The 25,507-nt window shown below is 42.1% G+C and carries 28 protein-coding genes; 8 read left to right on the forward strand and 20 right to left on the reverse strand.

The window, feature by feature from the left end; genetic code table 11:
* Positions 1-115 precede the first annotated feature (115 nt).
* The 3 genes from ACWPWY_RS11825 to ACWPWY_RS11835 all read left to right on the forward strand — a co-directional run bounded on the left by ACWPWY_RS11825 (position 116) and on the right by ACWPWY_RS11835 (position 3,479).
* Positions 116-655 (forward strand): RNA polymerase sigma factor, encoded by a 540-nt coding sequence (locus ACWPWY_RS11825; protein ID WP_454191874.1) that lies wholly within the window; start codon positions 116-118, stop codon positions 653-655.
* Positions 645-2,300, forward strand: coding sequence for a DUF4179 domain-containing protein (locus ACWPWY_RS11830; RefSeq protein ID WP_454192869.1), 1,656 nt, complete (start codon positions 645-647; stop codon positions 2,298-2,300). Before ACWPWY_RS11825 ends, ACWPWY_RS11830 begins: the two co-directional genes overlap by 11 nt.
* A 189-nt stretch (positions 2,301-2,489) precedes the next feature.
* Positions 2,490-3,479, forward strand: a complete 990-nt coding sequence (locus ACWPWY_RS11835; RefSeq protein WP_454191875.1) for a cation diffusion facilitator family transporter — start codon at positions 2,490-2,492, stop codon at positions 3,477-3,479.
* An 83-nt stretch (positions 3,480-3,562) separates the two neighbouring features.
* Here the strand turns inward: ACWPWY_RS11835 and ACWPWY_RS11840 are convergent, their stop codons facing one another.
* The 10 genes from ACWPWY_RS11840 to ACWPWY_RS11885 form a co-directional block, all read right to left on the reverse strand.
* Positions 3,563-4,897 carry a pyrimidine-nucleoside phosphorylase gene (locus ACWPWY_RS11840; protein ID WP_454191876.1) on the reverse strand — a complete coding sequence of 445 codons (1,335 nt, stop codon included), beginning with the start codon at positions 4,895-4,897 and terminating at the stop codon, positions 3,563-3,565.
* A 52-nt stretch (positions 4,898-4,949) separates the two neighbouring features.
* Complete coding sequence (locus tag ACWPWY_RS11845) at positions 4,950-5,816, reverse strand: purine-nucleoside phosphorylase (protein ID WP_454191877.1); 867 nt, start codon at positions 5,814-5,816, stop codon at positions 4,950-4,952.
* Between the two features lie 55 nt (positions 5,817-5,871).
* The gene (locus ACWPWY_RS11850) at positions 5,872-6,696 is read right to left on the reverse strand and encodes a purine-nucleoside phosphorylase (RefSeq protein ID WP_454191878.1); all 825 of its coding nucleotides are present in this window, start codon (positions 6,694-6,696) and stop codon (positions 5,872-5,874) included.
* Positions 6,697-6,713: 17 nt separating this feature from the next.
* On the reverse strand, positions 6,714-7,907 hold the full coding sequence (deoB, locus tag ACWPWY_RS11855) for a phosphopentomutase (protein ID WP_454191879.1): 1,194 nt from the start codon (positions 7,905-7,907) through the stop codon (positions 6,714-6,716).
* Positions 7,908-7,970: 63 nt separating this feature from the next.
* Positions 7,971-8,876 carry a site-specific tyrosine recombinase XerD gene (gene xerD / locus ACWPWY_RS11860; protein ID WP_454191880.1) on the reverse strand — a complete coding sequence of 302 codons (906 nt, stop codon included), beginning with the start codon at positions 8,874-8,876 and terminating at the stop codon, positions 7,971-7,973.
* Positions 8,877-8,930: 54 nt separating this feature from the next.
* Positions 8,931-9,173 carry a DUF4227 family protein gene (locus ACWPWY_RS11865; protein ID WP_191799186.1) on the reverse strand — a complete coding sequence of 81 codons (243 nt, stop codon included), beginning with the start codon at positions 9,171-9,173 and terminating at the stop codon, positions 8,931-8,933.
* A 251-nt stretch (positions 9,174-9,424) separates the two neighbouring features.
* Complete coding sequence (gene fur, locus ACWPWY_RS11870) at positions 9,425-9,886, reverse strand: ferric iron uptake transcriptional regulator (RefSeq protein ID WP_160033389.1); 462 nt, start codon at positions 9,884-9,886, stop codon at positions 9,425-9,427.
* 119 nt (positions 9,887-10,005) lie between these two features.
* Positions 10,006-10,632, reverse strand: coding sequence for a stage II sporulation protein M (gene spoIIM / locus ACWPWY_RS11875; protein ID WP_454191881.1), 627 nt, complete (start codon positions 10,630-10,632; stop codon positions 10,006-10,008).
* Positions 10,633-10,709: 77 nt separating this feature from the next.
* A complete protein-coding gene (locus ACWPWY_RS11880) occupies positions 10,710-11,918 on the reverse strand; it encodes an endonuclease Q family protein (RefSeq protein ID WP_454191882.1) in 1,209 nt (402 codons plus the stop codon).
* A 1-nt stretch (position 11,919) separates the two neighbouring features.
* A complete protein-coding gene (locus ACWPWY_RS11885; RefSeq protein WP_454191883.1) occupies positions 11,920-12,519 on the reverse strand; it encodes an NUDIX domain-containing protein in 600 nt (199 codons plus the stop codon).
* A gap of 98 nt (positions 12,520-12,617) precedes the next feature.
* On the opposite strand from ACWPWY_RS11885, the gene ACWPWY_RS11890 reads away from it, so the two are divergent.
* Positions 12,618-12,782: a Z-ring formation inhibitor MciZ gene (locus ACWPWY_RS11890; protein WP_454191884.1), complete on the forward strand. Its 165-nt coding sequence runs from the start codon at positions 12,618-12,620 to the stop codon at positions 12,780-12,782.
* Between the two features lie 80 nt (positions 12,783-12,862).
* On the opposite strand, the gene ACWPWY_RS11895 is transcribed toward ACWPWY_RS11890, so the two are convergent.
* Complete coding sequence (locus ACWPWY_RS11895; protein ID WP_454191885.1) at positions 12,863-13,990, reverse strand: M20/M25/M40 family metallo-hydrolase; 1,128 nt, start codon at positions 13,988-13,990, stop codon at positions 12,863-12,865.
* 86 nt (positions 13,991-14,076) lie between these two features.
* On the opposite strand from ACWPWY_RS11895, the gene prli42 reads away from it, so the two are divergent.
* Positions 14,077-14,178: a stressosome-associated protein Prli42 gene (prli42, locus tag ACWPWY_RS11900; RefSeq protein ID WP_160033399.1), complete on the forward strand. Its 102-nt coding sequence runs from the start codon at positions 14,077-14,079 to the stop codon at positions 14,176-14,178.
* 96 nt (positions 14,179-14,274) lie between these two features.
* On the opposite strand, the gene lipB is transcribed toward prli42, so the two are convergent.
* The 5 genes from lipB to lpdA form a co-directional block, all read right to left on the reverse strand.
* Positions 14,275-14,973 carry a lipoyl(octanoyl) transferase LipB gene (gene lipB, locus ACWPWY_RS11905; RefSeq protein WP_454191886.1) on the reverse strand — a complete coding sequence of 233 codons (699 nt, stop codon included), beginning with the start codon at positions 14,971-14,973 and terminating at the stop codon, positions 14,275-14,277.
* Between the two features lie 46 nt (positions 14,974-15,019).
* Positions 15,020-16,381: a dihydrolipoamide acetyltransferase family protein gene (locus tag ACWPWY_RS11910; protein WP_454191887.1), complete on the reverse strand. Its 1,362-nt coding sequence runs from the start codon at positions 16,379-16,381 to the stop codon at positions 15,020-15,022.
* Between the two features lie 48 nt (positions 16,382-16,429).
* Positions 16,430-17,416: an alpha-ketoacid dehydrogenase subunit beta gene (locus ACWPWY_RS11915; RefSeq protein WP_454191888.1), complete on the reverse strand. Its 987-nt coding sequence runs from the start codon at positions 17,414-17,416 to the stop codon at positions 16,430-16,432.
* Position 17,417: 1 nt separating this feature from the next.
* Positions 17,418-18,434, reverse strand: a complete 1,017-nt coding sequence (locus ACWPWY_RS11920) for a thiamine pyrophosphate-dependent dehydrogenase E1 component subunit alpha (RefSeq protein WP_454192870.1) — start codon at positions 18,432-18,434, stop codon at positions 17,418-17,420.
* A gap of 201 nt (positions 18,435-18,635) precedes the next feature.
* Positions 18,636-20,057: a dihydrolipoyl dehydrogenase gene (gene lpdA, locus ACWPWY_RS11925; protein ID WP_454191889.1), complete on the reverse strand. Its 1,422-nt coding sequence runs from the start codon at positions 20,055-20,057 to the stop codon at positions 18,636-18,638.
* Positions 20,058-20,217: 160 nt separating this feature from the next.
* Between lpdA and ACWPWY_RS11930 the strand changes: the two genes are divergently transcribed.
* On the forward strand, positions 20,218-20,502 hold the full coding sequence (locus tag ACWPWY_RS11930; RefSeq protein ID WP_454191890.1) for a DUF2627 domain-containing protein: 285 nt from the start codon (positions 20,218-20,220) through the stop codon (positions 20,500-20,502).
* 92 nt (positions 20,503-20,594) lie between these two features.
* On the forward strand, positions 20,595-20,972 hold the full coding sequence (locus tag ACWPWY_RS11935; protein WP_454191891.1) for a potassium channel family protein: 378 nt from the start codon (positions 20,595-20,597) through the stop codon (positions 20,970-20,972).
* A 42-nt stretch (positions 20,973-21,014) separates the two neighbouring features.
* Here ACWPWY_RS11935 and ACWPWY_RS11940 read toward each other — a convergent pair whose 3' ends face one another.
* Positions 21,015-21,236: a Ni2+-binding GTPase gene (locus tag ACWPWY_RS11940; RefSeq protein WP_454191892.1), complete on the reverse strand. Its 222-nt coding sequence runs from the start codon at positions 21,234-21,236 to the stop codon at positions 21,015-21,017.
* 176 nt (positions 21,237-21,412) lie between these two features.
* Here ACWPWY_RS11940 and ACWPWY_RS11945 point away from each other — a divergent pair, with 176 nt between their 5' ends.
* Complete coding sequence (locus tag ACWPWY_RS11945) at positions 21,413-22,009, forward strand: thymidine kinase (RefSeq protein ID WP_454191893.1); 597 nt, start codon at positions 21,413-21,415, stop codon at positions 22,007-22,009.
* Between the two features lie 93 nt (positions 22,010-22,102).
* Here ACWPWY_RS11945 and ACWPWY_RS11950 read toward each other — a convergent pair whose 3' ends face one another.
* The 3 genes from ACWPWY_RS11950 to spoIVB form a co-directional block, all read right to left on the reverse strand.
* Positions 22,103-22,582: a hypothetical protein gene (locus ACWPWY_RS11950; protein WP_160033417.1), complete on the reverse strand. Its 480-nt coding sequence runs from the start codon at positions 22,580-22,582 to the stop codon at positions 22,103-22,105.
* 512 nt (positions 22,583-23,094) lie between these two features.
* Positions 23,095-23,904 (reverse strand): sporulation transcription factor Spo0A, encoded by an 810-nt coding sequence (gene spo0A, locus ACWPWY_RS11955; RefSeq protein ID WP_454191894.1) that lies wholly within the window; start codon positions 23,902-23,904, stop codon positions 23,095-23,097.
* 188 nt (positions 23,905-24,092) lie between these two features.
* Entirely contained in the window at positions 24,093-25,427 is a 1,335-nt protein-coding gene (gene spoIVB, locus ACWPWY_RS11960; protein WP_454191895.1) for a SpoIVB peptidase, read from the reverse strand.
* Positions 25,428-25,507 lie beyond the last annotated feature (80 nt).

The raw sequence follows: 25,507 nt of genomic DNA on the forward strand, positions 1-25,507 counted from the left end.
TATACATTCTCGTCACATTGAATGGAAATTATTCCAATATCGAAGATAAATAATGAACCTTTTTTGCAGCTTATTTGTTTTATATACATCAGCAAACGAAAGGGGGAACAACCAAATGACCGAACGTGAACTGTTTGATACATACAATAAAGAGATCTATAGAACCTGTTATTATCTTCTTCAAAATGCACAAGATGCCGAAGATGCGTGTCACGATGTTTTTGTAACGGTCTTTCAACAAGACTTTCAAAAGGTGGAATATGTAAAAGCATGGCTCATGCGGATTACAACAAATCATTGTCTGAATCTAATCAAAAAAAACCGGAAGAAAAGAGAAAAACAACATCATATACAGCAGTTACATGAGGAGAAAAAAACTTCTTCAAAACTACTGGAAACCATTGTAGAAGAAAAGTCTACGACAGCCGATTGGCAAAAGTTATTCAAGGAGCTTCCAGACAAGTTTCTTGTGGTGATTACGCTAAGGTATATTAATGACCTGACACTCGCTGAGATTGCAGACGTACTTCATATCCCTGTGGGAACGGTAAAATCAAGATTGCATAAAGCGTTGAAAATAATGAGGAACAAGCTCGAAGAGGAAGACTTCTACGATTTGAAGGGAGAGAACTCTATTGAAGCCTATGGAAGATAACAAGATCAGAGAAGCAATACAAATGGCACCCCCTGTCACCTATCCGGATTTTGAAGTGATGTGGAACAAGATCGAACAGAATCAAAGACCTCAGCAAAATTCAAAAATAGAGCGGTCTTCACGTAATAATTACAGCAAAGCAGCAATGATCATTGGAATCTCTGCAGTAATGATCTCAACACCGATATATGCCGCCATTCATTACAATTGGACGGATGTACTTTCTCATAAGGCAGGCATTTATACGTTATGGGAACAGGGACTTGGTCAAACCATCAATCAGTCAGTTACTAAAAACGGAATCACACTTACGGTGGATACGGCTTTTTCCGATGAAAATAGAACCGTCTTCTTGTACACACTGAACCCTGGGGCATCCTATAAAAACGAGACTCTGAGTTACGACAAAGTCGAGCTATTGGATTCAGAGGGGACAATCGTCCCAGGTAATTACTATCAGAGATGGAATGCGGAGATCGGTAAATATCAGGGCTATTTTGAAACCGATTATGTTTTGAGTCATAAGAAAGAAGATCTTCATTTCTCGATTACGGATGTCGTCCTTACAGAAAAAACAGAGGTTCCACTCTCCTATAACGCTGCAAATCAAGAAACCCAGACATTCCAAGTGAAGAAAGATGGGATTAGCACCGTAACCATTGAGACCTTTAAACAATCCGAAAAAGATACGCTTTTACACACCAGTGTTGACTTTGAAGGTCTTAATCAGCCTCAGCGGGAGCGTACCTGGACTACCTTTACCGTATTGGATGCTAAAAATAATATCGTTAGAGGATCAAAAAACGTATACGGCATACCGGGTTCCCGCTCAGAGCAAACCACATCTGAACAGATCTATACCATGGAACAACTGACAGCTGAAGGAACTCATTTCACTCTCTCTTATGAGCGCGAAACAGGCCGTACATCAGGAGATTGGGGAATAGATCTGACCTTGTCTAAATCCAAATTAGAAAACAGTACAATTAGAGAGAAGTTAGACCTACCTGTTCCTGAAATGCTGGAAGGCAGCAAAATTACAGAGATGATCGTAACTCCATCCGAAGTTCGTTTCATCATCACCAATCAAGAAAAATATGCTCATATCCCATTTATCGATTACGAGCTTGAGATCGGTGGGCAACGATTAACTGGCGGTATCAACTATCATAAAAAGCCATCCAAAAAAACGGAACTTCGGTTTGAAATGATGCATATGGATCTTTCTTCTCTTCACGAACAGCCTATTTCTCTTACAGCTAAGAAACGTGTAGACGAGCATCACGGAAACGAAGAAACTTCCATCCAACTTTCCGATATTTCAACCAAACTACAGCATCTTCAAACCGAATACGGCGGTTTTACGGTAGATTGGACTTATTATTTGAAGGATGAGCAGCTATATGTAGAGTCCAGCAGCCAGGATTCTGCATTTGGAGGGATCAACCAAACCTATTATTATGATGGTAAAGAAAAGGTATATGGTAAACCGGTTATCGTTAATTTTAAGGGTGATGGTAAAAACAAAAGTATGGATGTATATGAAAACTTCGCACCAGATCATTTGGATATCTTCGTTAATATGTATACTGTAGATCACTTGAATGAAAAAATAACGATACCAATCAAGCTAAAAGATCAATAAATGTTGTAAGATATCAGGGTAATCCTGATATCTTTTTGTTATACTTTTTTAATACTAATGATGAAATGCTTCACGTCCAAGCCTGTTCAACGTAAGGTAAGTACGGGGTAATATCATGTAACTTGTCTTGTTACATAAAATAAGCGAAGTTTTAGACTACATCCTTGGAATCACATGGAGGCAAACAACATGAAAGAACATCAGCATACAAAAGATCATAAGCATCATCATTCTCATCGTCATGGAGACCACCACCCCAACCATGATCACCACGGACATTCCCATGGCGGCGGAGGTCACAATCACATCCATACAGACAATAAAAAAGTTCTCTTCTTCTCCTTTTTACTAATTACGGCATTTATGATTGTCGAAGTCATCGGCGGCCTATATACGGGCAGCTTGGCTCTTCTTGCAGACGCAGGACATATGCTTAGCGATGCGATCGCACTGGGACTTGCTTTATTTGCATTTAAAATCGGAGAAAAGGCAGCCAGTTCATCCAAAACATATGGGTATAAACGCTTTGAGATCTTGGCTGCTTTTCTGAATGGCTTAACCTTGTTGATCATTTCCATTACGATCATATGGGAAGCCATTCAGCGGTTCTCAGCTCCACCGGAAGTAGCTAGCAGCGGAATGCTAGCTGTAGCGATCATCGGTCTTATTATCAATATCGTTGTAGCTTATATCTTAATGTCCGGCGGCGATGTAAAAGGGAATTTGAATTTACGAGGTGCTTTTCTGCATGTACTAGGGGATTTGCTTGGCTCCATTGGAGCCATTATAGCGGGTCTGCTTATCCTACTTTTTGGATGGTCTATTGCAGATCCAATCGCCAGCTTAATCGTTGCTGTGCTGATCTTAATCAGCGGATACCGAATTACCAAAGACTCTGTTCATGTTCTGATGGAAGGAAAACCTGATTTTATTAACCTTGACGATATTCGGGAAGAGCTTTTAAAACTTCCTTCGGTTCTAAGTCTTCATGACCTTCATAGCTGGTCTATTACTTCTGACTTTCCGGCCCTTACCGTTCATTTAGTTGTCTCTGGAGAGGCGAACCGAGATGAACTATTAATCGAAGTAAAATCATTGTTAGAACAAAAATTTCATATCTCTCACTCCACGGTTCAAATGGAAAGTGAAAAACTCCCCCTAGAAGAGCCTTGTAATTAGAAACAGAAAAAAGAAGCAGATATCCTTTTACGGACATCTGCTTCTTTTCATTGCTTCTAACCATCTATATCGCCTTTTAAAAGCTATACGAAGCGCTCTACGCCATGTTTTGTAACAAGTGCATAAATTAACGGTTGTTTAGGTACGGCAGCATCTGTAATGCTGTAAGCCTGTTTCAGCTTATTCTCCGCCTCCTGCACCTTCGATTCACTCGCCTCATTAATGTGCATAACGGCAAGCGTATCTCCCGCTTTTACTTCATCACTGACTTTTTTCACAAGGGTAACGCCGACTCCGTAATCAATGACAGATTCCTTTGTCTCGCGTCCAGCGCCAAGTAGCATAGCTGCAATACCGATCGCTTCTGCCTCGATACTCGCCACATAACCACTTGTGTCTGCTTTCACCTCAAGTGTGCGACTCGCTCCAGGAAGTTTGCTTACATCTTCTATTTGCCCTACATCTCCATGTTGAGCAGCAACCATTTCTTTCAATTTATCAAAAGCCGCTCCGCTTTTCAGCAGATCTTCAAGAACAATACGTGCTTCTTCTATAGTCTCTGCTTTTCCACCCAATACCAACATATGTGAAGCCAAAATGATACTGACTTCCTGAAGATCTTCCGGTCCGTTTCCTTGCAAGGTTTCAACTGCTTCCTTGATTTCCAGCGCATTACCAATGCCAAAACCAAGCGGCTGATCCATATCGCTGATTACAGCAACCGTATCACGACCGACATGAGTCCCTATATCAACCATCGCTTCTGCAAGACGAATCGAATCATCCAGTGTTTTCATAAAAGCTCCACTGCCTGTCTTCACATCCAGTACAATGGCATCCGCGCCGGCAGCAATCTTCTTGCTCATGACTGAACTTGCAATCAGTGGAATGGAGTTAACCGTCGAGGTGACATCTCGGAGAGCGTATAACTTTTTGTCTGCGGGAGCCATATTCCCACTCTGACCAATAACAGCTGCTCCCACTTCATTCACTTGACTCAGAAACTCATCTCTGGTGAGCTCAATGGTAAAGCCCGAGATCGACTCTAACTTGTCAAGGGTACCACCGGTATGACCTAATCCTCGGCCTGACATCTTCGCCACAGGAACACCCGCTGCGGCAACAAGAGGAGCGAGTACAATTGTTGTCTTATCTCCTACTCCCCCAGTAGAATGTTTATCTACTTTAATGCCTTGAATCGGGGACAGATCCACTTGATCTCCTGACTTTGCCATTTCCATCGTAAGATGACCTGTCTCCTGTGCCGTCATCCCCTGGAAATAAACCGCCATAGCCCAAGCAGACATCTGATAATCCGGTATTTCACCACGGCTGTAGCCCTGAACTAGAAACGTAATTTCTTCTGCTGACAACTCATGTCCATCGCGCTTCTTCTGTATTATATCAACAGCTCTCATATGCTTGACCACACCTTATTACCGTATTTAAAAAAGCTCAGTGAATCGTTGCTTACACTTCACGGACGAAAGCACGTACAAGACCGATAAATTTCGGTTTAGTTCGATTTGCGACAGCAACTACCTGTTCGTGAGTTAGAGGTTCAAGTTCTTCTCCAATCGCCATATCTGTAATACAAGAAATACCCAGTACACGTAGACCTGCATGTCTTGCTGCAATCACTTCACCTACGGTAGACATCCCAATTGCATCTCCCCCAAGAAGAGCAAACATGGTGGATTCTTTTGGTGTTGAATACGTAGGACCACTGATGCCACAGTATACCCCTTCTTGTAGTTCCAAAGAGGTGCCGTCCTCACCTTTAATTTCTTTCGAAAGTTTTTTAGCGAGAGCACGATATTCTGGATCATAGGCAGCAGACATATCAGGGAATCGAACACCAAGCTTCGAATCATTGGGACCAATCAGGGGATTCGCTCCCGTCATATTGAGGTGATCTGTAATTAACATAAGATCTCCTGCTTTAAATCCGCGATTCATACCGCCTGCAGCGTTCGTCAGCATCAGCGTTTCTACACCGATCTGTGCCATCACATATACGGGTAGAACAACAGTACGCATATCATAACCTTCATAGTAATGGAAACGTCCTTGCATAATCACTACATCTTTGCCTTCAAGCTGACCAATAACAAAACGGCCCGCATGTCCTGCAACGGTCGATTCAGGAAAATGAGGAACTTCGTTATACGGAATATAGACTGCATCCTCAATCTGATCACCCAAGTCACCGAGACCGGAACCTAAAACCAGACCAACCTTAGGAGCATACTTGCCTAGTTTTTGCTTGATATAAGCTGCAGCTTCTTCAATACGTGCACCGTAATCTGTTGTCAGATTACCTGTAGTTTGAGACATATTTGTCATTCCCCTTTAGTCAAAATTCTATTGCTATGATCCGTACCGTATTCTTCTACATTTGTGGAATAAGTGACATGACCAGGTTCAAGAATTTTTCTTTTACCATATCAGCCGTTTCCATGACTTCCTCATGAGATAACGGCTGCTCAAGAATACCTGCAGCCATATTGGTAATGCAAGAGATCCCCAGCACTTCTATTCCTGCATGACGAGCTATAATGACCTCAGCCACCGTAGACATTCCTACTGCATCCGCGCCTAGTGTCCGTAACATAACAATTTCAGCCGGTGTCTCATAGTTAGGGCCAAGAAGACCAGCATATACGCCTTCCTTCAACGCAAAACCTTGCTTATCCGCCGTTTCTTTAGCAAGCTTACGGAGTCTTTGGCTATACGCTTCGGACATATCTGGGAAACGAACTCCAAAATCATCATCATTCGGTCCGATCAGCGGGTTACGGCCTGTCATATTGAGATGATCCGATATAATCATCAGATCTCCAGGCGTATAAGACGTATTTACGCCCCCCGCTGCGTTCGTTACAAGCATCTTTTGAACACCAATCGCTTTCATGACACGTACCGGAAATGCGGTTACTTCCGGACCATAACCTTCGTACATATGGAAACGGCCTTTCATCATCACTACAGGACGCCCCTCAATGGTTCCGATCAATAATTCCCCAACATGCCCTTCCACTGTAGAAACTGGAAAATGAGGAATATCTTCATACGGAATTGCGATGGCATCTTGAATCAGTTCAGCAAGAATGCCGAGTCCTGAGCCAAGAATAAGCCCGATTTCAGGAATGATGTTCGTTTTTGATTGAATATAAGTTGCTGCTTCCCCTACGCTGTTCTGCGCTAGCTGTGTCATAATCCTTGTTGTCCCCCTTAAATAAGTTCCCTTAAAAAACTCTCCCCATGCAGTGGAGCTGTAGTGCCAAAATTATCAGATATCGTCGCACCGAGATCAGAATACGTATCTCTTATGCCAATGCTTTTTCCTGGTGTTTGTAAAGACGGGCTATAGATCAGCACAGGTACATACTCTCTCGTATGATCCGTTCCCGCATGCACAGGATCATTACCATGGTCAGCAGAGATGATCAGCAGATCATCAGGACCGATGCGTTCCATAATCTCTGGCAAGGATTTATCAAATACTTCAAGAGCACCTGCATACCCTTCCGGGTCTCTACGGTGACCATACAAGGAATCAAAGTCTACTAAATTGGTAAACAAAAGTCCGTTAAAATCCTTGCCTAGCTGCTCAATGGTTAGTTCAATACCATGTTCATTGCTCTTGGATGGATAAGATGCGGTTACCCCTTCTCCATCAAAAATGTCATTAATCTTTCCTACTGCGATCACATCATAGCCAGAAGTTTGCAGAGAGTTCATTACTGTTGGCTCTGGCGGTTTTACGGCGTAATCGTGTCGGTTAGGCGTTCTTTTGAAAGAACCAGGTTGTCCCACATAAGGACGGGCAATTACACGTCCTACCGAGTGTTCAGGAGCAAGCGTAAGTTTACGAGCAATCCTACAAGCTTTGAATAACTCCTCTACCGGAATAATGTCTTCATGCGCAGCAATTTGGAATACACTGTCTGCGGATGTATATACAATCCAAGAGCCTGTCTTCATTTGCTCTTCACCGTACTCTTCAAGAACTTCGGTACCGGAAGCCGGTTTATTACAGAGGACCTTACGGCCTGTCTGTTTTTCAAATTCAGTAATCAAATCTTGCGGGAATCCGGCAGGATATGTATTAAATGGAGTTTCAATTTTAAGCCCCATCAATTCCCAATGTCCTGTCATCGTATCTTTACCTGCAGATACTTCTTTCATCTTTCCATAGTACCCTGCAGGTGCTTCAGCAGGAGACAAAGGCGGAATAGAAGCAATATTTCCAAGCCCTAATTTTTGCATGTTGGGAAGCTTTGTACCCGGAACACGTTCCAAAATATGACCTAGGGTATGAGCACCTGCATCACCAAACTCAGGCGCATCTGGTTGTTCTCCAATTCCTACACTATCCAGCACAATGAAACAAATCCGTTTAAAGCGTGATTCTCTGTTCGTCATGATGTATTGCCCCTTCCCTAGTTCAAAAATTCATCTTATATACATATAGTGTTCGTTCGAAAATCAGGCACGGGGATGATAATGATCGTAGACATCTTTCATATTACGTTTGACCACTTGATTATAAATTTGAGTAGTCGAGATATCGGCATGCCCCATCATTTCCTGCACTGATCTTAAATCAGCACCATTCTCCAGCAAATGTGCAGCAAAAGAATGTCTAAGCGTATGCGGTGTAATTCCTTCGCCAGCGAGACCCGCTTCTTCTGCGTACTTTTTTATCATTTTCCATATGCCTTGCCGTGTTAACCGGCTACCATTCGTATTTACAAACAAAGCTTGTTCATCGATATGTTCCCTTAATAGTTTGCTGCGAGCAGACTCCAGATATTCAGTCGTTGCCCTGGCCGCAATTCCCGTCACAGGTATTACCCTTTCTTTCGCACTGTCTCTTCCAGTCCGAACATATTTGAGCTGGGTATTCAGGTCTTCTACGTTTAGATGAACAAGCTCTGAAACTTTAATTCCCGTCGCATACAAAAGCTCTAACATGGCCTTGTCTCTCAGGCCCGAAGGCACAGAAGGATCCGGAATGCTGAGAAGCCTGTCCACTTCTGAAATAGAAAGAATTTTGGGCGGGCTTTTTTCTGTTTTAGGTGAATCCAGATGATAGGTCGGATCTTTAGAAACCAAACCTTTAAACATAAGATAATGAAAAAAAGAACGAAGGGAAACGACATTTCGCGCAATGGTTGAAGCCGCCTTCCCTTCTTTTTTCAAATAGGATAGATACAGTACAATATGTGTACGTGTAATCTCAGACGCTTCCACATCCGCATCCATATGCTGTTCTCTAATCATATACCCAATAAACTGTTCGATATCACGTTTGTACGACTCAAGCGTACTGACAGAAGACCCTTTATCCTCCTGCAAATAATCCATGTAGGGCTGCACATACTTCCTCATCGTTTTCCTTACAGCTCCTTACCTTTGAATTTTTAAGTTAACAAGTCCACACTTCTATTCACCATACCAATAGAAAAAACGAAGACGATTCATTAAGTTTGTTTTCTCGGCTGCAAGCTGAATTCCTTCTTCGGGATGAAATACTTTGAGTGCATTACCCTCAGGGATCTTGTAATGATCCACAGGAGTGATCCAGTTTGAGAATAAATCGAACACATTATAAAACATATAAACAAGGGCAGCAAATATGATAAACAAACGAACCATGCGAAGCCATTTGCGAAGTGAAAATACCATGAGTTTCTTCCGCCTTTCCTAAAGTGATATTGTTGCCCTATGAAGGGTTTGGGTAGTATTCCCCGATGACAATTCGGCTATGATTCAGCCTATGAAACTGTCAACCCGACTATGACCACCTTTAGGCATGCGAAAAGCGAAAGTTACCGAATTCATGTTATATTTTACAAGGTATTACCCTATACGTGTACATGCTAAAAAAGCTCCCCCGAACTTGACTCGGTGAGAGCTTGCTCATGCTTGTCTTTATATCAGTTCTTCGGCTTCTGATCGTTCTTGTCTTTGCAACGATGACAGATTCCTTGAAAATCAAGTCTGTGATCTAGAACCGTAAAATTAAACTCACGCTCTAAACGTTCTTCAAGCGGCCCAAGCCAATCTTCTCGTATTTCGTCCATACTGCCGCATTGAACGCATATCAAATGGTGATGATGGTGCTTGCTTGTGTCACCGCGCAAATCATAACGGGCTACTCCGTCACCAAAATTAATCTTCTCAACGACATGCAGCTCACTGAGCAGTTCCAGGGTTCGATATACGGTTGCAAGACCGATTTCGGGAGCTTTTTCCTTAACCAACATGAACACATCTTCTGCGCTCAAATGGTCTTCTTCATTCTCTAGCAAGACTCGAACTGTCGCTTCCCGTTGGGGCGTTAGTTTGTAGCCTTGAGATTGTAATTGTTGTTTTATCTTGTCGATCCGTGCTTCCATATTATCCCTCCCCCTCGGAAATCACTGCATCGTGTACGTAAACCCACTTGTTTATTATAGGGTCACTTACGAAATAAAGTCAACAGTATCAGGGTTTTATGAGAGATTGGGTCCTCAGTTTACACCTTAATAAATAATGGGGTCACCCACTGCATTAACATAGGAGTCACAAAGGTCTCGAAGGAAGAGATTCCGACCATAAGAAGGGCCATGGCCAGGGTTAAAGTAATGTAACTGGTAAGTGGTCTTTTTAAACTTTGATTTCGCTGCATAAAAAAACGGCTGCGAATCATATGAAGCGAAAAGGTGATTGCGGCCACACTGCTGATCATCAGGACAGGGATTAAAAACAGATTATGAGGAGCAATAGACAGCAAGGCGAGCAGCAATCCTTTCCAAGAATACTGAGCAACCAAATATCCAACAGAAAAACCGATCAGCACCCCTTTTAGAAAATCCAGAACCAGAATACCCGGAAGACCGATGACGGATAAGCCAAGAATAAAAATAAGTCCAATCCACTTCAAATGCAGCATCGTAATGTCAAAAAAAGAATGAGATTCATCTACGTTTCCTTGATGGATGCTTACAAAAAAATTATCCAAATAACCCGCAAGATCCTGCTGCTGATCCAGGGTTAGTGCTCCTACCATTAATGCACCGAAAATAACCCCGACCAGAAATAATACAGCAACAAAAACATAAAGTGGCGTTTGGTCTCTGAATGTATGTTTGAGAAATGGCATGGCGAGAGGTCGTCCCCTTTCTGGTTACATACCCTACTCTATGAATTTCTCTCTCATTCTATGACCCGAACCTGAATTCATCTTCTCGAAACTTTCCCGTAGGTTCCTCCACCGCCTGAGTTCAGTAGCAGGTCACCGTTTCTTGCCATCATAATATATCTCGCGAGTTCATCTCCCACAACATTACGTAAATCAGCTTCATTCGTACGATGCAGTATCGCCATTTCACTGCCGAAAGCTTCAAGTAATAAACGTAATTTCACTTTGCCAAGCCCCGGAATGAATTCAAGCGGTACTTGGTATTGATAAGCAGGTCGCTCAGGCGGAATATAAGACTTGTCACGATCCGCAATTGTTACAATCCGATCAAGTACACCTTGAATCAATTTAGTGCTTCCACAATAAGGGCAACGCTCTCCAGTGATCTTGGCTTCATCGAGAATACTGTTACATGCTGCGCAGTAAGTACGGTGATATTTACCGAGCAGCGGATTCAAACCATAATTCGCTTCAATCCGGCGGCCGTCTTTATTTTGTAAAGCATAACAAAACTCATCAAATGAAGGCTCTGACAGCCGAAGACTATTGTACTCTCTCCCAATTTTACCAAGGGAATGCGCATCTGAATTCGTCAGAAAAGGAATGTTGTCCAGTTCACTAATATAACCTGCCATTTCAGAATCCGCACTAAGTCCGAGTTCGATTGCTGATACGTCAGCTATATCTAGAATTTCCTCCATCCGATATACACTGCTTCCATAAATACCTTTATGGGGTGTAAACACATGAGCAGGAATAAACAGTCCACCACGGCGTATAATCTCCCTTTGAAGTTCTTGTACAGGGACGTACACTCGCTGCGAACTAAGATTCACATTTTTCATAAAAGGGGTAATCCAGGCCGTAAAGGACTCCATATCCGATAACGTTCTAAAATAAGCAAGGAAATGGAACTCCTTTCGCCCAGGCTCTCTCACTTCAAGCTCTGTCCCGAGTAAAATCACCGTATTCTGATACGCAATGCCTCCACCTGATATTTCTCTCATCTCACCTGATTCGAGTGCTTCTCTAATATCACGCTGTACCACAGGAGCATGGGCGTCGATGATACCAATCAGTTCAATTCCTTTGCGGGTTGCCGCTTCTTTCGCAATGTTAAGAAAAGTTAAATCCCGGCTGCCGCTGATTTTTACCGCTTCTCCCCTGTTGGTTCTGCCAATATGGATATGAAGATCTGCATAGTATGTGCGAAGCGATGGAGCTCTTTCAGATACTTGCTGAGCCATCTTAGAACTTCCCTGTCAGCTGGTATAAGTGCCACGCGTAGACTGCAAGAATCGTCTTGGCATCGCTGATCCGTCCTTCTTTAATAAGTGAATAAGCTTCATCCAAAGTGATCTCCGATACTTCGAGAAACTCATCTTCATCTAGTTCCATCTCGCCTGCCTCGAGCTCTTCAGCCATATACAGATAGATAACCTCATCAGCAAAACCAGGGGATGTATAAAAAGCAGGCAGGGGTACAAGGGATTTAGCACGGAATCCCGTTTCTTCTCTGAGCTCTCTTTTTGCTGCTTCTTCAGGATCTTCGCCTGGGTCCAGCTTACCTGCTGGGATCTCTAGCTCGGTTCTTCCTAGCGCCTGTCTATACTGATCCACAACCAGCATACGATCTCCGCGAACTGCCAGAACAGCAACCGCTCCCGGGTGTCTTATAATTTCTCTTTTGCCGGTCTGTCCATTCGGTAAGGTTACGGTATCCACGTGAAGAGAAACGACTTTCCCCTCAAAGATAGATTCTGTAGATACGGTTGTTTCCACTAATGCCGGATTAGAATCCGGATGATTAAGTTTTGGATGCTTTTGACGAATAATTGATTCCTTCATAATAAAACCTCCTCATAAATGTAAGCAAACAAAAAGTATTATATTAGACTTCATGGGCATACGGTGTAATATACGACTTTATTTAGGAGTGAGCCCTGATGAAAAGCTATAAGACCCATGAATCGCTATATATGACCGGACAAGCACACCAGATTATGAATACGCTCAGATACTGGTTGTCAGATTACGGACCAGATATGCAGGTCATCGACCTCATTCGAAAGCCTCATAACGTATTACCCTTAATTCGAAATAGTAAATAATAAAGCGGTTTTGCATTTTCATTTACAAAAAAGGTCTGGTGCGTACTCATGCCCAGACCTTCTTATATGCTGTTTTTATATTACGATTTTGCTGATTCTTTCACAATCGATACTACGACACGCGCTGCATCTACCAGACTGCTTACTTTGATTCGCTCATTTGTTGTATGAATATCTTCATACCCAAGTGCAAGATTCACCGTTGGAATGCCAAAACCATTGAAAATATTCGCATCGCTTCCACCGCCGGAAGGGAATGTTTTTGGTGAAAGCACCGCACTTGTGATCGCACGTGCTGCGAGTTTTACAACTTCATCCTCGTCTGTTAATTTAAAAGCAGGATAAGCGATATCACTTTCAAATTCAGCTTTTGCTCCATACTGCTCACAAGTAGCTTGCAGCGAGTTTCTCATGTGTTCAACTTGATTTTCCACTTTACTTTGAACAATACTCCGTGCTTCAGCCAAAATTTCAGCATAGTCACAAACAACGTTCAGTGGACCTGCTCCGGAGAAACTTCCAATGTTCGCTGTAGTTTCATGATCAACACGTCCCAGATTCATCGCCGCAATTGCTTTGGCAGCGACTTGAATCGCGCTGATTCCGTCTTCAGGATTCACACCAGCATGAGCTGATTTCCCCGTAATCTTCATTGTAATTTGCGCTCTCGCTGGTGCCGCAACACAGATTCCACCAACTTCACCGTTAGAATCAAGGGCAAACCCGAATTCTGCGTCAATATCCTCCGCCTTCATTGCTCTTGCTCCAAGCAATCCCGATTCTTCACCTACGGTAATTACAAACTGAATCTGACCATGAGGAATGTTATTTTCTTGTATGACACGGATCGCTTCAAAAAGAGCAGCGATACCTGCTTTGTCATCCGCACCTAAAATCGTTGTCCCATCACTGCGAATAAATCCATCTTCGGAAATCTGCGGTTTGATCCCTTCGCCAGGAGCAACCGTATCCATATGACAAGTAAAGAACAGTTTTGGAGCCTCATCCGCTCCTTGTGCTCTCCATGTAACAATCAAGTTACCTGCGCCGTGCCCTGTTTCTTCTTTGGTGTTGTCTTCCTTGACTTCGAGTCCAAGCTCCGTAAACTTCGTTTTGAGAACTTCAGAAATTTGCTGTTCATATTCGGTTACACTATCAATCTGGACAAGGTCCATAAATTCCTTTGTTATCCGTTCCTGATTAATCATGGTTATCATCCCTTCTAGTTAGACTTTTCACTATGCTATGGATACGTTACAATAGATTATAATTATGGTATAAAAGGAGCTTACTGATGCAACAAAAAAAATGGTTTAAAGTTGTGATCTACTTGATGTTAATTGCGATGATTGCCTCAACACTGTTAATTGTGATTGAACCACTGCTCTTTGGGTAAGCAGATTTAGACAAAAATGAATAGGACAAGCTTAACCCTCTCTAAGCTTCTTTCTCAGAAGAACAGGGAGGGTATTTTCATTTCTTACTTGAAATTTCAAGCGTATACTTTTGCGGCCCAAATCGGATCAAAACCAAATTGATCGGCGAAGATAGGGACCAGTTCCTCTGCTACCTGTTCTGGACTATGAACAAGTCCTGTACAATCTTCCAAAGTAGTTACCCCAAATTCTTCGATTCCGCAAGGAACAATCCCACCGAATCCCTCGCTCTGTAAACCTGATTTGATATTAAATGCAAAGCCGTGACTCGTAATAAAATCTCTCCGGTGCGAAGTACTCCGATTAAACTTAATGCCTATGGCACAAATTTTGAAGTTTCCCACCCATACTCCTGTATACTGCTCTTTGCGTCCTGCTTCAATACCATAGGATCGTAAATACGTTATAATTACTTCTTCCACATTCCTTAAATGAGCATGTAAGTCGATTTCTTTACCTCGGCCCAAAAACATGATGGGGTATGCAACTAGCTGACCGGGTCCGTGATAGGTAATGTCACCGCCTCGATCGATCTGATAGACTGAAATTCCTTTTTTCTTCCGATCTTCCTCACTAATCAGCAGATGTTCCGGATGTCGCTGCGTACCGATCGTATATGTAGGTGGATGCTGTAAAAGCAGCAGGTGTTCCTGCTGCTCTCCGGCATCGATGTCATGGACCATTCTTTTCTGTAAATCCCATGCTTCACCGTAATCCATCATATCGGTATAGCTTACAACAAGCGGTCTATTCATACGAATATACCTCCCCATGATTAACTCACCACATACCACAGATGTTTTAGTATAGCTTCGTGTCTAAAGAATAACTTTCTAAATTCTCTTTTACTCGTTGCAGGAATCTTCCTGAGATGACTCCATCCAAAATACGATGATCCAAGGACAAACATAAATTAGCCATTGACCTTACAGCGATCATATCATTAATAACGACTGGCTTTTTCACAATAGATTCAAACGTAAGAATAGCCGCTTGTGGATAGTTAATAATAGGATAAGACAAAATAGAACCAAACGAACCCGTATTATTTACGGTGAATGTTCCTCCTTGCATATCATCCAGCTTTAAAGTACCTTCTCTAGTTCTTCTCGCAAGATCTTCAATCTCATGAGCGAGTCCAGCAATGTTTTTGGTGTCTGCTCGCTGAATAACGGGAGTCATGACCGAATCTTCTGTTCCTACCGCTAGAGAAATATTAATATCACGTTTTACAATGATTTTATCAACAGCCCATACCGAGTTCATGATCGGATAATCTTTGATCGCATTAACTACTGCTTTCAAAAGGAAAGCCAAATAAGTTAAATTAATCCCTTCTTTACGCTTAAACTCATCTTTCAGTTTATTACGCAACGTAACGAGATTCGTGACATCCACTTCAATCATCGTCCAAGCATGCGGTATCTCTGATACACTCTGACGCATATTTCTAGCGATTGCATTACGAACCGGCGTAATATCGATGTACTGTTCTGCTCTTCCTTGCGTATATCCATCGACTTCAATCTTCGGCAATTTTGGTGTCTCTGATAAATGAATGCCAGAGTGACGGACAGAAATAGATGGATCCATCGATAGATTTTGTGGTTCAGAAGATGCATGACGTGGTGTTTGTTTAGGTTCTTCCTGCACCAGTCCTGACGTTTGCTGCTGTGTATTTCCGCCTTCTGCATAACGGAGTACATCCTTACGCGTAATTCGGCCATTCATTCCTGTTCCCGGCACTTGGCTAAGATCAATCCCATGCTCCGCTGCAAGACTCTGAACGGCTGGTGAATATCGATTGCGCATGGAACCTTCCGTAGCACTCGCTGTAACCACCTGTTGAGCGGAATGATCTGAAGTACTTGTGTCGGAAGTTTCTCCCACAATTCCGGTTCCTGCTGCAGCATGAACTTCCATACGGCAGATCAATTCGCCTACTCCAACCGTTTGACCTTCTTCTGCTGTAAGTTCACCTATAATTCCTTCTACCGTAGAAGGAATCTCTGCATTTACTTTATCCGTAATCACTTCACAGATCGGTTCATATTGGTCTACCCGATCTCCCGGTTTTTTTAACCACTTGGCGATTGTCGCAGATACGAGTGATTCCGCAAGCTGCGGCATAACCACTTCAATCAACTTCTTTTGTCCTGCCATGTTTTGTCACTCCAATTCTTCAACCTCATATCTGAGGAGACCTATTCATTAATACATTGCAAGCTTAAGCATTGCATCTTTCACTTTATCTTTACTTAGCATATAGAATCTTTCCATTGGCGGACTGATCGGCATTGCAGGCACATCAGGACCGCAAAGACGTTCAATCGGAGCATCCAGATCAAACAGGCATTCTTCATTAATAATCGCTGAAACTTCAGCCCCAACTCCGCCTGTTTTGTTATCTTCATGTATGATAAGCACTTTTCCTGTTTGTTTTGCAGCAGCTATAATCGCTTCTTTATCCAGCGGTTGCAGTGTACGCAGGTCCAGAACATGCGAAGTTATTCCGTGTTCTTTTTCCAGCTCTTCAGCGGCTTGCATTACAAAATGCAGCGGCTGTGAGTAAGCGATAACTGTAATATCGTCACCTTCACGAAGTAGATTAGCCTTGCCAATCGGTACGATGTAATCCTCTTCAGGTACTTCTTCCTTCAAGAGACGATACATTTTTTTGTTTTCAAAGAAAAGCACCGGATCCGGATCACGCACAGCCGCTTTGAGAAGTCCCTTCGCATCATATGCGGTATAAGGTGCTACAATTTTAAGCCCCGGGGTTCCGAAGAAAATGGATTCCGGACACTGCGAGTGGTATAGACCACCAAAAATACCGCCGCCGATCGGCGCGCGAATCACAATAGGGCAACTCCAGTCATTGTTAGATCTATATCTGATCTTAGCCGCTTCACTAATAATTTGGTTCGTAGCAGGAAGCATGAAGTCAGAGTATTGCATCTCCGCAATCGGCTTCATTCCATACATAGCAGCACCAATGGCAACCCCGGCAATTGCGGATTCCGATAGAGGTGTATCCATAACGCGCATTTCACCAAACTGATCCATAAGTCCTTTGGTTGTGGTGAACACGCCGCCTTTAACCCCTACATCTTCTCCAAGTACAAATACCGTCTCATCACGTTCCATTTCTTCTTTCATTGCGAGTCTAATCGCATCAATGTACTCCATTTCAGCCATCTTATTGTTTCCCTCCTGACTCATCATCGGCATACACATGCAGCAGGGTATCTTCCGGCTTCGGATATGGAGCATTGTCTGCATATTCCGTCGCTTCTTTCAGTTCCATACTAAGCTGTGCAGCCAGATCTGCATCTCGCTCTTCATCCCATAATCCACAATCAAACAAATATTGTTTCATTTTGGCAAGGCCATCTTTTTCCCAGTTTTCTTCTACTTCTTCTTTCGTTCGATAAGCCAGATCGTTATCTGAAGTGGAATGTGGAGACAATCGGTACATCATTGCCTCAATTAGTGTCGGACCTTCTCCTGCTACAGCACGTTCGCGGGCTTCTTTTACAGCAGCATATACCGCAAGTGCATCATTACCATCAACACGAATTCCTGGGAAACCATATCCTAGAGCTCGATCACTTATTTTTCCGCTAAGTTGTTTATGAACAGGCACAGAGATGGCATACTGGTTATTCTCAACCATGATAATAACCGGAAGTTTATGAACCCCTGCGAAGTTACTTCCTTCGTGGAAGTCCCCCTGATTACTTGATCCTTCGCCAAAAGTAACGAAAGACACAAAATCTTTCTTTTGCATTTTCGCAGCAAGTGCAAAGCCAACTGCATGAGGCACCTGCGTAGTTACAGGACTTGAACCTGTTACAATGCGTAGTCGTTTGCTTCCAAAATGACCAGGCATTTGGCGCCCCCCACTATTTGGATCTTCTGCTTTCGCAAAAGCAGACAGCATAAGTTCGCGCGGCGTCATTCCTACCGCCATAACAAATCCATAATCTCGATAATAAGGCAGGAAATAATCCTTCTCACGATCAAGCGCAAAAGCAGCAGCTACCTGAGCTGTTTCTTGACCGATACCGGAAACGTGGAAATTGATTTTTCCCGCTCTTTGTAAAAGCATGCAACGTTCATCAAATTTACGGGCCAGGAGCATATATTTGTACATATCAATAACCTGACCATCCGATAGACCAAGCTCATTATGTTTGTACTGTTTAGAAGTCATATTATTTAAGTTCAAAACTTGCGAACCCTCCTTTTAGAGTAGCTCAAGCGTCTTAGGTATTGTCTTGTCTTAAAACCTGGTACTAAGACTTGGCTTAAGCTCATTATACTCGTTTTGTTTACAAAAAGAAAAGATATAACACACATTGATGACAAGTGTCATGTTTCGTAACCTTTACTTGATAACGGCAAAAGCAGACATTTACATTCCGATTGCATTACCGTCTACGGCAAGCATCGCTTCTCCCATAATCTCCGATAAAGAGGGATGAGGATGTACAAGCTGTCCTATTTCCCAAGGAGTTGCATCTAATAGCTGAGCTAACGCTGCTTCACTGATTAGATCTGTAACATGAGTTCCAATCATATGAACTCCCAAAATATCATTGGTGTTCTCATCCGCGATTACTTTAACAAAACCTTCTTGATGCCCATGTACTAAAGCTTTACCAATGGCCTGAAAAGGAAACTTACCGATCTTCAGCTTATAGCCAAGTTCTTTAGCTTGTTTTTCTGTATATCCAACACTTGCTGCTTCAGGTCTGGAATAGATAGCCCTTGGAACAAATTGATCCGGTGTCACATGCACCGTTTCGCCTGACATATGATGTACTGCACGGATCCCTTCATGCGATGCAACATGGGCAAGCTGAAGCCCTCCGATACAATCTCCAATCGCATAAATATGAGGAACAGCAGTCTGTAACTGTTTATTCACCTCAATGAATCCATTAGATAATTTGATATCCGTGTTCTCAATGCCAATATTCTCGACATTCGCTATTCGTCCAACGGAGATTAATATTTTTGAAGCTGTTAAAGTTTCGCTTTCCGTTCCGGACTGTATGTCAATAGAAAGTGAATCACCATGGTCTATATATGTATCCGTCTTGACCTGGGAACCTGTTCTTACCTCTACTCCTCGTTTGACAAGCAAACGTTTCATTTCAGCAGCAATCTCTTGATCTTCTTGTGGAAGAATATGATCTGCTGCCTCAACAAGAGTCACTTTTACATTAAAATCAGAAAGCATGGATGCCCATTCTACTCCAATAACTCCGCCGCCAACAATAATTATGGAATCCGGCAGGTCGTCCATTCGAAGAGCCTCATCACTTGTCATAATCTTGTCGCCATCAGGTTCCAGTCCTGGTAGCATTCGGGGACGAGTTCCCGTAGCGATAATTAGATTTGCTGGCACTACATTTTCCATCTCTCCGTTATCAAGTTCCACGGCAAGAGCTCCGCTTTTTGGAGAAAAAATCGAAGGACCAATTACTCTTCCTTTTCCATGTAAAACCGTTATCTTATTTTTACGCATCAAATATTGAACACCCTGATGGAGCTGCTCAACGATTGCTTCTTTTCTCTCTTGCACTTTAGGGAATACTAAAGTCGCTCCCGAGGTTTCAATACCGTAACTCACGCTGTCTTTAATATCTGCATATACTTCTGCGCTTCGAAGTAGTGCCTTACTTGGAATACAGCCTCGGTGAAGACACGTTCCGCCAAGTTTATCTTTTTCTACGATAACGACAGATTTTCCTAATTGCGCAGCTCGGATCGCAGCTACATAGCCGCCTGTTCCCCCACCCAAAATTGCCACATCACATTCTATTGCCATAAAAAATCATTCCCCCAATTCTTCCACGTTGTTATTAATTTATGTTCTATTGTACTCTCACTTCTCTGGAATCACAAAACAAGACCATCCAATAGACAGTAACTAGAAGACAAGGTATCATATAGAAATACTACATGCGTATGAGAAGGGGTTTTGCACGATGAAGCTTATGCTTTCCCGCTTTCTTGCCATTGTCATCCTCGTTATTCCTGGTCTTGGAGCCATGAAAGGTTTTTTAATGATCAAAGATTCGCTATTTCATTATTATGCTGATCATGGTGATGATCTTATCAACGTCCCGCGCTTTGAATGGGTTCACTTCAGCTTAGGGATTCTTCTATTTGCTACGTGCATGGCTTTCCTTGGCGGCTGGATTCTTTTTCGAGATCGAAAACGTAATTATGTCGGACCTCGTTTCAAACAAAGACAAGATATCGATACATAGCCCGGTGAATTCCATGAAAACTTTACCTTTACCGCTGGATTCAATATAATGTTACTCCTATATATCTTTTTCGATGATAGGGGCAGCTGACCATGATTTCATTTTTACTTACACTCAAAAGATTACTCAAAGGATTATTTCATGGTTTTAAAGATAAGAGATTTCTTGCTCTTTTAACCTTGACCCTGGCTACCCTGCTCTCAGGAACTCTTTTTTATTCCAGTGTGGAAAATATGAGCTATATTGATGCGCTATACTTTTCTGCAGTCACTTTAACAACCATCGGTCATCCAACGCTCGCTCCGGTTACGACTTTCGGGAAGTTGTTTACGATCATTTACATGTTTGCAGGGATCGGTATTACGATTGCCATGATCGCTAGAATTACACTGGGAATCGTTTTTCCGGAAAAGTTAAGCGATGAGAGACCGAAAGAAGCAAGATCCGTAGACCAATTGGAAAATAATTAATCTTATGCCTTCTTAACAATTAAGAAGGCTTTTTATCTTCTGCTATTCATACAATGCCTCTCTAAGTTTCGTGGACATTTTCGAATCCCCTGTTGCTTTTTGCAATATTTGTTTTTTTAACCGTTGATTCTGTGCTTGTACAGCAGAAAATTCAGCTAATAAATCAGTTATGAATTTTTCTGCTTCGGGAGTAAGTGTTCCCTTTTCTTGTAATAACTCAAACTTCTTTTGCCAGGCATTATATTTTTCATCATTATTCATCATTATCACCTCATCATTATCAACCATATCATGTTAGGAAGAAATTGTGCATAATTTTACACACCATGATCTAACAAAATAGTGGCTTCTGTGCTTTTATTTATGTTAATCTATAATGGCTCTTTTGGGGAAACCAAAAGTTTTAGAGCGGATTGTGCTAAAGAGAGGAAGATATCGCTGTGTCAAAAGGTCGTATTACTGTTATTACCGGACCCATGTTCAGTGAAAAATCAGGGGAACTGATCAGACGCTGTCAAAAATTAATGAAATATGGACGCCGGAAGGTCGTTGCCTATAAACCTGTTGAAGATGACCGATTTGAAATTGACGAAATCGTTAGTCGGATCGGTTACAAATTACCTGCAATCCCCATTCCAAAACAACTTACTCCACAAATCGTGGAACAAATTCTAGAACAAACAAAAGATGCAGATGTTGTTGCTTTCGATGAGGTACAGTTCTTCAGCAGAGAAATCATGGATATCGCGGAAGAACTCGCTTATTGCGGGAAACACGTCATCGTCGATGGTTTAAATATGGATTATCGCGGTAAAGAATTCGGATTTGTTGGCGGTTTGCTCGCCATGTCTGATGATATTGAAAAACTATCTGCCTTCTGCGCTGTATGTGGAAGCCCTGATGCAGCATTTACCCAGCGTATCGTCAATGGAGAACCGGTCACCCTTGGTCCTGTCGTCATGATCGGAGACTCCGAGGCATACGAACCGAGATGCCGCAAATGTTTTGTTCCTCCTCATAAAGTGAAATGCAATTAAAGAAATGAAATAAAGGAGTGTCCGGCATACGCCCGGCACTCCTTTATTTTTCAGCTGTCGACAAAGCGGTAGCTGTGCACATCATTCTATTCATTATTGTTCCCGTGTAACAAAATACTTATTAGTCATATAGTAAGCATCACCGCGGGATGTCTCTACCATTCCTTTTTTCGGGTCCAAGAATACAATTTCCTTACACTTTGTGCAATACCACTTCGTTCGTTTATACGGAGACTCGGTAACATAAGCAGTTCCACATTTGCAATCAATTTTCATCAAAATTTCATTGGCACGATATGCGGTTGATAGACGATCCATATTATCTTGTTGTTGAACAGGCACGATTACATTCTGATAGTCAGAGAACTGATTTTGAACTTTAAAGTCAGATACAAGTGAAGGATTTAATCCAAAGAATTCTTTACCGATCTCTGCAATAAACTTCGTATCATTCCTGTAACAATGAATCCATTCCTGAATCTGTTTATTGGACAATGGAACTGTCCCCTTAACACCGCTGTTCAGTGTGTATGTCATAATATATAGTGTGTCGTCTTGTTTGCTTGAGTACATTAGAAACCTCCTTATTCTCTGCTAATGTACTACAACTCTTTAACGAAAGCAAAGGCTATTCTCATGTAATTATCACCAAAAGTGGGACTTGTCGTAAACTATGGATTTTGGTTATATTCTAAGCATCTTATTACTTTTATTATTAACTTCACATTCCTTGCATAAACCTGTAATTTTACCAGAAGGACTTGCATAAAAATGAAGTCTTTTATACTTATTGCATTTTTCGCATTTTTGGACTTTTTTCATCGTCTTATTTTGATTCATTTTGCGATAATGATCCAAATAGACCACATTGGAATTATTTTCAATCTTGCCTATGCGATATCGTTTATAAGTCAACCAAACTAAGAATAAAGCAACGATACCTATGATCGACAACCATAACATAGGTCTCTTCCCCTTTCATCATTCCCGAAAAAGCGCCTACCTTCTCTTCCGGTAAGCGCATTTTATTATAAGGTTCGAAGGGCTTTGTCCATGTGTGTCAACAAACCAATTCCAATTCATCATTAAGATACTTTATTTTCGATTCGCAGCTTATCTGCAACCATAGCAATAAATTCACTATTTGTAGGTTTTGATTTGCTGATGTTTATCGTATATCCAAACAAATGACTGATCGAGTCGATATTACCCCGAGTCCAAGCAACTTCAATAGCATGACGAATCGCACGTTCAACCCGTGACGGAGTTGTTTTGAACTTCTCCGCGATCGCCGGATATAATGTTTTGGTAATAGCTCCGAGTATTTCGATGTTGTTGTATACCATAGTAATCGCTTCACGCAAATATTGGTACCCCTTAATATGGGCAGGTACACCAATTTCATGAATGATGGAAGTAATACTTGCATCCAAATTTCTTGATTTTCCGATAGGAACAACATTTGATTTATGGGAGGAGGATATCATTTGAGAACCATTGCTTGCGATTGCTTGTGCACCAAATAGCTGCCTTACTCGATTTGCAAGAACTTCCATATCAAACGGCTTCAAAATATAATAAGAAGCTCCTAACTGTACAGCACGCTGAGTTATATTCTCTTGCCCAAAAGCAGTGAGCATGATGACCTTAGGCTGTGGAGACAAATTCATTTCGCGCAAGCGTTCAAGCACCCCTAGACCGTCAAGATGAGGCATGATGATATCCAGAATTAATACGTCTGGAACAGTTTTTGCTTCTTGAATGATCTGAAGTACCTCCTCACCGTTGTATGCGATCCCTGTTACTTCCATGTCCTCTTGATTAGATATATATTCAGCTAGTAAATTAGTAAACTCCCGGTTATCATCAGCCAATAATATTTCAATATTTTGCAAATGTATTTCCTCCCTTAGACAATTGTTGATTCTCATTCCCTTACAGCTTAAGATTTTCGACACACAAAAGGAAAATCCTTCTGTCGAAAAATATTTTCTTTATTTTTTTTAGCCATTGATTTATAATATTGTATTTTATTTCATTTTATGATGTTCTTCTTTTGTATTCGACAAAAAAATCTTAAGGCTTAACTCGCCTTAAGATTCATTGTTTGCTTATTTGGTATAACTACGCCAGCATCTTCTAACATCCATTCAATGAAGCATCCATAACCCGATTTCGGATCATTTACAAAGACATGGGTTACTGCTCCAATTAGTTTCCCATTCTGGATAATAGGGCTGCCGCTCATACCCTGTACAATTCCACCCGTCTTATCAATTAGACGTTTATCGGTAATTCGAATAACAAGTCCTTTCGTCGCTGCATTTTCTTGAGGTGAGACATGGACAACATCAACCGTGAATCGTTCCACTTTTTGTCCTTCGAGAACCGTTAAAATTTCAGCGGGTCCTTCTTTCACTTCATGTGCAAATGCGACGGGGATTGGCTTTTGATATAAACTGTGTTCTGGATTAACAGCCATCTTACCAAAAATTCCAAAGGGAGTATTTCTCTCGATATTTCCAAGAATTCTGCTTTCTTTAGTAAAGATAGCTCGTTTCTCACCCGGATCGCCCGTTTCGCTCTTCGCGATGGAGGTAACATTAGACTGAACAATCTCGCCGCTGCCAACCACAATTGGCGTTTGCGTATTCATATCCGTGATTACATGGCCTAAAGCTCCATAGACACCTTGATCTGGTGCGTAAAAAGTTAATGTGCCAACACCAGCGGCTGAGTCCCGGATATAAAGGCCAAGACGCCAAACCTGATCTTCTTCATCAAACACAGGAGTTAACTTTGTCTTGATGATCTTCCCTTGACGAGATAAGGTAATATCAATGGGTTTCTTCATTTTTCCTGACTCAAGAACGGTATCAGCAACAGCATTTACTCCCGTAATTGCTTCGCCATTCATATGAGTCAATAAATCACCCAGTTTGATTCCTGCCTCTTCCCCTGGTGACACAGGTTCCTTACTCGTCACGTGTACCAAATGATGACCTACTACCAGAATACCAGCCGACTTTACCTTAACTCCAATCGTTTGTCCCCCGGGTACTACCTTCAAATCAGGCACGACAAGCACATCTGTCGTTTTAAGTGGGATTTTACCAAACAACTTCCATGTAAGTTTCGTCGTTCCCTCTTGTTGAGGGTTCAAATGAATGGAATGTTGCCTGGAAGAAACCGAACGTTTAGAGGAGGTTTCAGTCTTTACTTGCAGCACCTCTGATTGATCAGAGACAGTCGCATCCACAGGCGCAGATACTTCGAGGTGTGTTTCCCGTCCAGCTAACAAACGAAGCTCATCTGGCAATGAGGCATAACTAAACACGGGCAATAGGGTCTGTCCGAACAGACAGATAGATAAGACAACAATAAGTCCAATAAGTTTCTTTCCAAGGTTAAGCTTCAAGTGGCTGTCACACTCCCTTTGCTTCGTTCGCTTGACGAAAGGTGGTCGCCAATTGCGTAACTATAACATAACCTTGGACT

The organism is Paenibacillus sp. Marseille-Q7038, assembly GCF_965111595.1.

Bases quoted from the DNA above. Each gene is read 5' to 3' on its own strand.
- ACWPWY_RS11825 (WP_454191874.1), top strand. From the start codon at position 116: ATGACCGAACGTGAACTGTTTGATACATACAATAAAGAGATCTATAGA.
- ACWPWY_RS11830 (WP_454192869.1), top strand. From the start codon at position 645: ATGGAAGATAACAAGATCAGAGAAGCAATACAAATGGCACCCCCTGTC.
- ACWPWY_RS11835 (WP_454191875.1), top strand. From the start codon at position 2,490: ATGAAAGAACATCAGCATACAAAAGATCATAAGCATCATCATTCTCAT.
- ACWPWY_RS11840 (WP_454191876.1), bottom strand. From the start codon at position 4,897: ATGAGAGCTGTTGATATAATACAGAAGAAGCGCGATGGACATGAGTTG.
- ACWPWY_RS11845 (WP_454191877.1), bottom strand. From the start codon at position 5,816: ATGTCTCAAACTACAGGTAATCTGACAACAGATTACGGTGCACGTATT.
- ACWPWY_RS11850 (WP_454191878.1), bottom strand. From the start codon at position 6,696: ATGACACAGCTAGCGCAGAACAGCGTAGGGGAAGCAGCAACTTATATT.
- deoB (WP_454191879.1), bottom strand. From the start codon at position 7,907: ATGACGAACAGAGAATCACGCTTTAAACGGATTTGTTTCATTGTGCTG.
- xerD (WP_454191880.1), bottom strand. From the start codon at position 8,876: ATGAGGAAGTATGTGCAGCCCTACATGGATTATTTGCAGGAGGATAAA.
- ACWPWY_RS11865 (WP_191799186.1), bottom strand. From the start codon at position 9,173: ATGGTATTTTCACTTCGCAAATGGCTTCGCATGGTTCGTTTGTTTATC.
- fur (WP_160033389.1), bottom strand. From the start codon at position 9,886: ATGGAAGCACGGATCGACAAGATAAAACAACAATTACAATCTCAAGGC.
- spoIIM (WP_454191881.1), bottom strand. From the start codon at position 10,632: ATGCCATTTCTCAAACATACATTCAGAGACCAAACGCCACTTTATGTT.
- ACWPWY_RS11880 (WP_454191882.1), bottom strand. From the start codon at position 11,918: ATGGCTCAGCAAGTATCTGAAAGAGCTCCATCGCTTCGCACATACTAT.
- ACWPWY_RS11885 (WP_454191883.1), bottom strand. From the start codon at position 12,519: ATGAAGGAATCAATTATTCGTCAAAAGCATCCAAAACTTAATCATCCG.
- ACWPWY_RS11890 (WP_454191884.1), top strand. From the start codon at position 12,618: ATGAAAAGCTATAAGACCCATGAATCGCTATATATGACCGGACAAGCA.
- ACWPWY_RS11895 (WP_454191885.1), bottom strand. From the start codon at position 13,990: ATGATTAATCAGGAACGGATAACAAAGGAATTTATGGACCTTGTCCAG.
- prli42 (WP_160033399.1), top strand. From the start codon at position 14,077: ATGCAACAAAAAAAATGGTTTAAAGTTGTGATCTACTTGATGTTAATT.
- lipB (WP_454191886.1), bottom strand. From the start codon at position 14,973: ATGAATAGACCGCTTGTTGTAAGCTATACCGATATGATGGATTACGGT.
- ACWPWY_RS11910 (WP_454191887.1), bottom strand. From the start codon at position 16,381: ATGGCAGGACAAAAGAAGTTGATTGAAGTGGTTATGCCGCAGCTTGCG.
- ACWPWY_RS11915 (WP_454191888.1), bottom strand. From the start codon at position 17,416: ATGGCTGAAATGGAGTACATTGATGCGATTAGACTCGCAATGAAAGAA.
- ACWPWY_RS11920 (WP_454192870.1), bottom strand. From the start codon at position 18,434: ATGACTTCTAAACAGTACAAACATAATGAGCTTGGTCTATCGGATGGT.
- lpdA (WP_454191889.1), bottom strand. From the start codon at position 20,057: ATGGCAATAGAATGTGATGTGGCAATTTTGGGTGGGGGAACAGGCGGC.
- ACWPWY_RS11930 (WP_454191890.1), top strand. From the start codon at position 20,218: ATGAAGCTTATGCTTTCCCGCTTTCTTGCCATTGTCATCCTCGTTATT.
- ACWPWY_RS11935 (WP_454191891.1), top strand. From the start codon at position 20,595: ATGATTTCATTTTTACTTACACTCAAAAGATTACTCAAAGGATTATTT.
- ACWPWY_RS11940 (WP_454191892.1), bottom strand. From the start codon at position 21,236: ATGATGAATAATGATGAAAAATATAATGCCTGGCAAAAGAAGTTTGAG.
- ACWPWY_RS11950 (WP_160033417.1), bottom strand. From the start codon at position 22,582: ATGTACTCAAGCAAACAAGACGACACACTATATATTATGACATACACA.